The sequence below is a fragment of the Paractinoplanes aksuensis genome (genome assembly GCF_024137025.1).
Lineage (GTDB): Bacteria > Actinomycetota > Actinomycetes > Mycobacteriales > Micromonosporaceae > Actinoplanes > Actinoplanes aksuensis.
Genome location: NZ_JAMYJR010000027.1, coordinates 310,513 through 318,537 on the forward strand (window position 1 = coordinate 310,513; position 8,025 = coordinate 318,537).

Below are 8,025 nucleotides of genomic sequence, written 5' to 3' on the forward strand. Positions count from 1 at the left end.
TCGGAAGACATCGGCCCTCATCACCTGACGGTGCCCAGAGCAATAGGGGTTAGTGGGTTCCCGCGGCCGCCCCAGCGCATTCCGCCGATCAACCCCCAAGACGAAACCGATCGCCCCACCCAGCCGTTAGCAAGACGGAACGGATCGTGTCGCCAGGCGTTAGCAACTCGACCGGCATCGAGCTCCGTTACATAGCTGAGAGCCGGAGCAGCGGGGCCGCCCGGCTTCCCGCGGCGGCCCCAGCGTGTCCTGCCAAAACCCGCCGATCAACCGCGAAGACGAAACCGATCGCCTCACCCAGCCGTTAGCAAGACGAAACGGATCGTCTCGCCCAGCCGTTAGCAAGACGAAACGGATCGTCTCGCCCAGCCGTTAGCAAGACGAAACGGATCGTCTCGCCGAGATGGCGGCAGGACGAAACGGATCGCCTCGCCAGGGTGTTGGCGAGACGAAACGGGTCGTCTCGGCGGCGGGTGAAATGGCCGGAGCGTTGGCAGGGATTGGCGGGGCTGAGGCTCGGGCGCCCTCTGACGGTCAGGGACTCACGAGCGCGTGCGCTGCGGCGGGGCCACGCCGCAGGCCCTCGTGAACGGCCGGACGCGCCGGTTACGGGCGGGCGGCTGGGCCTGGCTTCTTCGGGTGCTTGGGCTTGGGTGCCTTCTTCGGGCCGGCCGGCTTACCCTTCCGAGCCGGTTCGGCCTTGGGGGCGGGGTCGGCCTTGGGCGCGGCCGCGCGGACCGGGCGGCGGGGAGCGTCCCGTTGATGCGAGACGGAGATCGACCGGACCGTCTGTTCCGGTGTGGAGGTCGACGGGCTCGGTGTTTCGGCGCGCTTCGTCGCCGGGGCCGACGGCACCGCGACCGCGTCGGCCTGGGCCGGCTGGGCCGCGCCGTCGCCGGCCCACCACACCCCACCGGCGCCGATCATTCCGGTGACCACCCCGGCGGCGATGAGCACCGCCCGGCCGGGACGACGGGTGCGGGCCGGGGGCAAGGTGACCGTCGGCGCCGACACACTGCGCAGCAGTGCCGCGGACGGTAGCCCGGCGACCTCGCCCAGCACGTCGGAGACCTCGATGGCGCTGGGCCGGTCGGCGGGCCGCTTGGCCAGGCAGCGGGACACGATCCGGGCCACCGCGGGGGGAAGACCGGGAATCGCCGGTAGGGGCGCCGGTTTCGCGAAGACATGGGCCCGGACCATCTGGGTGACGGTCGACGCGTCCCACGGCATCCGACCGGCCAGCGCGAGATACATCAGCACGCCGAGGGCGTACACGTCGGTCGCCGGGCGCACCGGGCCGCCCTTGATGCGTTCCGGCGCGAGGTAGGCCGGTGTGCCCACGAGTTGCCCGTCGTTGCCGTCGAACGCGCCGATCGCGGCCGAGATGCCGAAGTCGACCAGCTTCACCCCGGCGCTGGTCACCATGACGTTGGCCGGTTTCACGTCCCGGTGCACGATGCCGTCGGCGTGGGCCGCGGCCAGGGCCGCCGCCACCTGCGCCCCGACCAGCGTGGCGACCTTCCACGGGAGGCGGCCGCCGCTGAGCATCTGAGCCAGGGTCCGGCCGTCGGCGAGTTCCATCACCACGTACGACAGGGTGCGACCGCCGTCGGTGAAGTCACCGTAGTCATAGACGGCGACAACATGGGCATGCCGAAGCCGGGCCGCCGTCCGGGCCTCGTCGCGGATCAGGCGACGCTGCTGCGGATCGTCGGCCAGCACGGCCGACAACACCTTGACCGCCACCTCACGGCCCAGCACGTCGTCATCGGCCCGCCAGACCACCGACATCCCACCGCGCCCCAGCTCCTCCCGGAGCCGGTAGCGCCCAGCAATCAGTTCCCCTCGATCCACGACAGGCAACTTCTCCCGTGGGACCGGTTCGAAACTCACCACCCGACCCACAAGTGGGCCGACCTCGAAACCCCGAGGTCATCCCACCCGTGAGCTGGACTGGAACTCACGACTCACCACTCCCCCGGGCCGGGTCCGAAAACCGCAGCTCATCTCACCCCCAGACCGCATTCGAACTGACAGCCCATCGGCACCAGCACGCTTGCGGTCGGCGGTGTGCGAGTCGCCGGCGGATCGCCGCGAACAGGTCAACCTTCGGCATTGCTGGCATCGGCGGAATCCCGTCCAGAGCAGCGGATGCTCCCACCAGCCCCGGTGGGGCCGAACTGGTGAACAAAGTGCAGGTCACCGCGCTTCACTGCCGAGCCGGGAGGGCCATCGAGTCCGAACGATTCGGGTGGACCCAGCCGAGGCGTACTTCCCCCTCGACAAGGGTCGTGGTGTTTGATCATTCAGTGATCGACTGGACTGCGGTGCGCGACGCGAAAGGAGACTCGGGTGCCATCGTTGGAGAGCTGCTCGAGCGACTCGAGCAGGTACCGGATGCCGCCCTGTGGAGGGAGCTCGATCGCCGGCTGGTCGTCGAGGCCGAATGCTTCTGCTCGGCCGGTGTCACGGCTCTGCCCGCACTCAGCCGGCTGGCGCAGTCCGACGACACCGAGCAGCGCGACCGAGCGCTGGATCTCGCCGCGGTGATCACTCGGACGCTGCACCGAAATCATGAGGACGACCGTCTGGTCCGAGCCAACCCACAGGCGCTGGCAGCACTGCATCAACGCGCCCAGCAACGCATCTCCTCAGGCACCGGGCCTGCGATAGTTCGGCCGCTGCAGGACACGCTGGCCTTCGCTGGTTACACGTTCTGGGCCTCCATCAGCCTGGACTTCACCGACGAGCATTACCACCTCGGCTGCCCTCATTGCTCCACCCGCCTGGCGATCGTCATCGGCGACTACGGGCACTACTCAGCGATCCGCGACTACAACGACGGCGATATTCATCGAGTTCCGCTCCGCCCGGCCGCCCCGGCCGAGCTGAGCGGAATACGTCGATGGATGCACGACACCGCGGCCGCCGGAGGTGACATGACCTTGGCCGACGGGCTCACCTACCTCTTCGGCCGAGCGGGATGCGGCGCGTGCGGTAGCACGTTCGACCTGGCCGACTGGTTCGAGGCGGAGAACGGCCCCACCCAGCCGATAGATCCCATCGTGCCGAGAACCGACCGCTCGGACTGACCCGCCACCAACGGCTCAGCCCTTGGGCCCAAATCGTGCCTCAGAAAATCGGGACCCGAACTGACGCCTCGGTGGGACCGCGAACTGCGCGCACGGTCATGCAGGCCGCATGCAAATCCACACCCACCACGCCCGCGGGCCGGGTTCGAAAACCCGCGGCCTGCCTCTCCCTTCGCTCCCGGTGATCCGAGAGGCAGGCCGCGGGCGGTCTCAGACCGGCACGTAGGTGCGCCGGCAACCGGCCGTGAGTTGGGGCCCGAGCTGACTCATGCCGACGTGCACGTGGTCGCGGGAACACTGTTGGTGCCGGTCGATGTGCCGAGGAAGCCGAAGGTGGTCGACGCCGACGCGGCGAGGGTGCCGTTCCAGCTTTCGTTGGCGACCGTCTGCGTGCTGCCGCCGGCCGTGTTGCGACCGCCCCAGATCTGGGTGATCGTCTGGCCGTTGGCGAAGGTCCAGCCGACCCGCCAGCCCGACAGCGGCGCGGCGCCGGCCGTCACCGTGACCTCGGCCTGGAAGCCGCCCTGCCACTGCCCGGTGATCCGGTAGACGGCAGTGCAGGCGCCGGTCGGGGGCGGCGTGGTCGTCGGTGGCGTCGTAGGCGGAGTTGTCGGGCCGGGGAGCTGGGTGAAGAACTTCCAGATCTCGCCGCCGACCCACGTTCGGGCGCCGCTGGTCGAGGTGGAGCCGTCGACCGGTTCCGGGGTGTGGTCGCCGTCGAAGGCGGCCCACGCGACCGGGTATCCGGAGCGGCATCCCGCGTACGTGGTCACGATGTGGGTCAGGCTGCCGCGGGCGGGTTCGGGTGGGCTCTGGGCGGTGCACCCGTTGTTGCGCACGAAGGTGTCCCGGATCGACCGGCCCTGCGCGATGTTGAGCACGCTGTCGTGCGTGCCGTGGATGCCCAGGTAGGCGACCGGCTGGTTGCCGGGGCTGCAGCCGCTGAGGTTGGCCCCGGAGATCACGGCGACGGCCCGGAAGACCGCCGGCCGGGCGCAGGCGACGGCGTAGCTCATCGAGCCGCCGTAGCTCCAGCCCAGCGCGAACACCTGCGTGGTGTCGACGCACAGACCGTTCTCGATCAGCGCGGTCAGGTTGTCGACCAGCGTGAGGTCGCGGTTGCCCGAGTTGGCCCAGCCGTTGTCGATGCCCTGCGGCGCGACCAGGATCGCCGAGTTGTTCGACAACCCCTGCAGCCCGTAGTAGCCGGCGCCGGACACGTTCCCGGCCGTTCCGTTCAGCCAGTGGAAGGCGAAGATCAGCTTGTACGGCTGGTTGCGGTCGTAGTTGTCGGGGACGCGCAGGATGTACGTGCGGTTCTGGCCACCGCTGGAGATGGTGCGGGTGCCGCTGGTCAGCGTCGGCGCCTGGCCGCACCCGGCGGTGACGGCCGCGCCGGCCGGCGCCGCCGTCAACCCGGCGACGGCCGCGGCCGACACCAGCAGGGCCGCCACGACCCCACCGGCGAGTCTTCGGATCGACATCACCATTTCCTCCATTCCGGTGACAGTTCCCAAATCGACAGAGACGTTACGGGAGCGCTCCCAGAGTTTCAAGAATGTAAATGCCGCGTCGGTCTCCATCTGCTGTTTCTCAAGTCCACCACCGCACATAACAAGTTTTCAGTACTTTCTTTTCGCACCATTCGCTCGACCGAGAGTTTCGGAGGTTGCCACTCTCTCAGCTTCGGATGACAAGAACGCCCATCCTCGGCCCACCCCAGAAGGCCTGTTCAGGAGCGAGCTTCGCTACGACCACTCGGCACAACTTCCGAAATATTTCCGGAAGACGTTGTTTCAGGAGTGTTACCCGTGTCAGCATGGCCCGAAATCGAAGCCGGTCGTTCCCCGGTCCACATTCCCCGGTGCCCCGAGCCGGAATCGCCCGGCCCACCCGGATCGCGAACAAAAGAAGGGACACTCTCGTGCCATTTCTTTCTCCCCCCGGCGCCGCCGGCCCCGGGCGACGCCGCTCACTGCGGATGCGGCTGCTGCTCAGCGGGGCCGTCGCCGCCGTCACCGCGGCCGGTGTGGTCACGGTGATGCCGAACGCGAGCGCCGCCGAGAGCACGCTGGGCGCCGCCGCCGCGCAGTCCGGCCGGTATTTCGGCACGGCCATCGCCGCGAGCCGGCTGGGCAACTCGACCTACAGCACCATCGCCGCCCGTGAGTTCAACATGATCACGGCCGAGAACGAGATGAAGCCGGACGCCCTGCAACCCAACCGGGGTCAGTTCAACTTCAGCTCGGGCGACCAGATCTACAACTGGGCCACCCAGCGCGGGCTCAAGGTGCGCGGCCACACCCTGGCCTGGCACGCCCAGCAGCCGGGCTGGATGCAGAATCTGGGCGGCAGCTCCCTGCGCCAGGCGATGATCGACCACATCAACGGCGTGATGGGCCACTACAAGGGCAAGCTCGCCGCCTGGGACGTCGTCAACGAGGCGTTCGAGGAGAACGGCAGCCGGCGCAACTCCAACCTGCAGGGCACCGGCAACGACTGGATCGAGGTCGCGTTCCGCACGGCCCGCAACGCCGACCCGTCGGTCAAGCTCTGCTACAACGACTACAACATCGAGAACTGGTCGTACGGCAAGACGCAGGGCGTCTACAACATGATCCGGGACTTCAAGTCGCGCGGCGTGCCGATCGACTGCGTGGGCCTGCAGACCCACTTCACGGGCGGCAGCTCGCTGCCGGGCAACTTCCAGACCACGCTGTCGAACTTCGCCGCGCTCGGCGTCGACGTGGCCCTGACCGAGGTCGACGTCACCAACTCGTCGACCTCCCAGTACGCCGGGCTGACCCAGGCCTGCCTCAACGTGCCCCGCTGCATCGGCATCACCGTCTGGGGCGTACGCGACAGCGACTCCTGGCGCTCGAACGAGAGCCCGCTGCTGTTCGACGGCAACGGCAACAAGAAGGCCGCTTACACCTCGGTGCTCAACGCCCTCAACTCGGCCGGCCCGACCAACCCGACCACGCCGCCGCCGAGCACCACGACCCCGCCGCCCTCGGGTGACGGGACGCGGATCCTGGGCGCCCAGTCGGGTCGCTGCATCGACGTGCCGGGCGCGTCGCAGAACAACGGCACCCGGGTCCAGCTCTACGACTGCAACGGCGCGAGCAACCAGACGTGGACGCTCACGTCGAGCAAGCAGCTGACCGTCTACGGCTCGAGGTGCCTGGACGCCGCCGGCTCCGGCAACGGCTCGGCGGTGCAGATCTACAGCTGCAACGGCCAGGCCAACCAGCAGTGGAACGTCAACAGCAACGGCACCATCACCGGCGTCCAGTCCGGACGGTGCCTGGACGTGTGGGGCACCGGCAACGGCCAGCAGGTCCAGATCTACGACTGCAACGGCCAGGCCAACCAGCGGTTCAGCCTGAGCTGAGCCCACGCGGCGAAGCAGTGCGGTGGCCCGGGGCTTCCGCACTGCTTCGCCGCGTCTGCGACACACTTCCGTCCGATCGTTCGTAAGTTTCGAACTTAAGTCTGACCTAGGATTTGACAACCCGCTCCGGAGCAGCCCTGCACCGCCGTAAGAACCGGCTTCACCTGCACGTAAGTGAACCCGCGGCCTCACCGTGGTACTGAAATTTCCGATAGATTTCCGTAACTTGTTGACAAGCCAAGCAGCCCCGGGACACGATTCGGCAATGACGGGCCTCGATGGACGTCATCCCCGTCACGACGCTCCGCCGATCCACCGCGGCGTCCGGGCGTCGTGTCCGTGGGCTGTTCCCCGGCAGTCCCCTTCCGAGAAGGACGCACTCACATGACCGAAGAATCCACCCGTCCTCAACGCCCCCGCCGCGGCCGCGTGCGCTTACTGTTCGGCGCGGCCTGTGCCCTCACCATGACGATCGCCGGCGTCACTGTGGCCGGCACGGCGCACGCCGAGGCCGACCGCACCCTCACCTCGAACCTGACCGGCACCCACAACGGCTACTATTTCTCGTTCTGGAAGGACAGCGGCAACGCCAGCATGACGCTGCGGGCCGACGGCCGGTACAGCAGCAGCTGGGACCGCAGCACCAACAACTGGGTCGGCGGCAAGGGCTGGGCCACCGGCAACCGGCGCACGGTCACGTACTCGGGCACCTACAACCCGGGCAACAACAACACCTACCTGGCCCTGTACGGCTGGACCCGTAACCCGCTCATCGAGTACTACGTCGTCGAGAACTTCGGCAGCTACAACCCGAGCAGCGGCGCCACCCGCATGGGCACCGTGACCACCGACGGCGGCACCTACGACATCCTGCGCAGCCAGCGGGTCAACGCGCCCTCGATCGACGGCAACCAGACCTTCTACCAGTTCTGGAGCGTCCGGCAGCAGAAGCGCAGCTCGGGCACCATCACCACGGCCAACCACTTCGACGCCTGGGCCCGGGCCGGGCTCAACCTCGGCACCAACCACAGCTACCAGGTGATGGCCACCGAGGGCTACCAGAGCCAGGGCAGCTCCGACATCACCGTCCGCGAGGGCACCGGCGGCGGCACCAACCCGACCACTCCCCCGCCGACCAACGGCGGCAGCAACTGCACCGCGGTCCTCTCGGCCGGGCAGCAGTACGGCGACCGGTTCAACCTCAACGTGGCCGTGCAGAACACCAGCAACTGGACCGTCGGGCTCACCCTCAACGGTGGTCAGAGCATCCAGAACAGCTGGAACGCCTCGGTCAGCGGCACGAGCGGAACCGTGACGGCCCGGCCCAACGGCAACGGCAACAACTTCGGCGTGACCATCATGGCCAACGGCAACTGGACCTGGCCCACGGTCACCTGTCGCACCAGCTGACGCTCGACCCGTGGCGGGGGGGGGGGGCGGGGGCGCGCCCCCCCCCCCCCCCCCGCCGCCGTGGCCGGGCCGAAGGTGACCTCGGCCCCGCCGGGCAGGCGACCGGACACAGACGCCTCGGTGGTGATC

General features: G+C 68.5%; 5 protein-coding genes. 3 read left to right on the forward strand and 2 right to left on the reverse strand.

From position 1 onward, the window contains the following. Nucleotides 1–606: 606 nt before the first annotated feature. Nucleotides 607–1,854: a serine/threonine-protein kinase gene (locus tag M1L60_RS25220; protein ID WP_253239979.1), complete on the reverse strand. Its 1,248-nt coding sequence runs from the start codon at nucleotides 1,852–1,854 to the stop codon at nucleotides 607–609. A gap of 455 nt (nucleotides 1,855–2,309) precedes the next feature. Here M1L60_RS25220 and M1L60_RS25225 point away from each other — a divergent pair, with 455 nt between their 5' ends. Next, nucleotides 2,310–3,092: a hypothetical protein gene (locus M1L60_RS25225; RefSeq protein WP_253239980.1), complete on the forward strand. Its 783-nt coding sequence runs from the start codon at nucleotides 2,310–2,312 to the stop codon at nucleotides 3,090–3,092. A gap of 266 nt (nucleotides 3,093–3,358) precedes the next feature. Here the strand turns inward: M1L60_RS25225 and M1L60_RS25230 are convergent, their stop codons facing one another. Further along, nucleotides 3,359–4,576 carry a CE1 family esterase gene (locus M1L60_RS25230; protein ID WP_253239981.1) on the reverse strand — a complete coding sequence of 406 codons (1,218 nt, stop codon included), beginning with the start codon at nucleotides 4,574–4,576 and terminating at the stop codon, nucleotides 3,359–3,361. Nucleotides 4,577–5,073: 497 nt separating this feature from the next. Here M1L60_RS25230 and M1L60_RS25235 point away from each other — a divergent pair, with 497 nt between their 5' ends. Further along, nucleotides 5,074–6,486 (forward strand): endo-1,4-beta-xylanase, encoded by a 1,413-nt coding sequence (locus tag M1L60_RS25235; RefSeq protein WP_253239986.1) that lies wholly within the window; start codon nucleotides 5,074–5,076, stop codon nucleotides 6,484–6,486. Nucleotides 6,487–6,870: 384 nt separating this feature from the next. Next, the gene (locus M1L60_RS25240; protein ID WP_253239982.1) at nucleotides 6,871–7,896 is read left to right on the forward strand and encodes a glycoside hydrolase family 11 protein; all 1,026 of its coding nucleotides are present in this window, start codon (nucleotides 6,871–6,873) and stop codon (nucleotides 7,894–7,896) included. The last annotated feature ends 129 nt before the right edge of the window (nucleotides 7,897–8,025 follow it).

Coding starts and splice junctions, on each gene's coding strand:
- M1L60_RS25230 (WP_253239981.1), bottom strand. CDS start 4,576: ATGTCGATCCGAAGACTCGCCGGTGGGGTCGTGGCGGCCCTGCTGGTG.
- M1L60_RS25235 (WP_253239986.1), top strand. CDS start 5,074: ATGCGGCTGCTGCTCAGCGGGGCCGTCGCCGCCGTCACCGCGGCCGGT.
- M1L60_RS25240 (WP_253239982.1), top strand. CDS start 6,871: ATGACCGAAGAATCCACCCGTCCTCAACGCCCCCGCCGCGGCCGCGTG.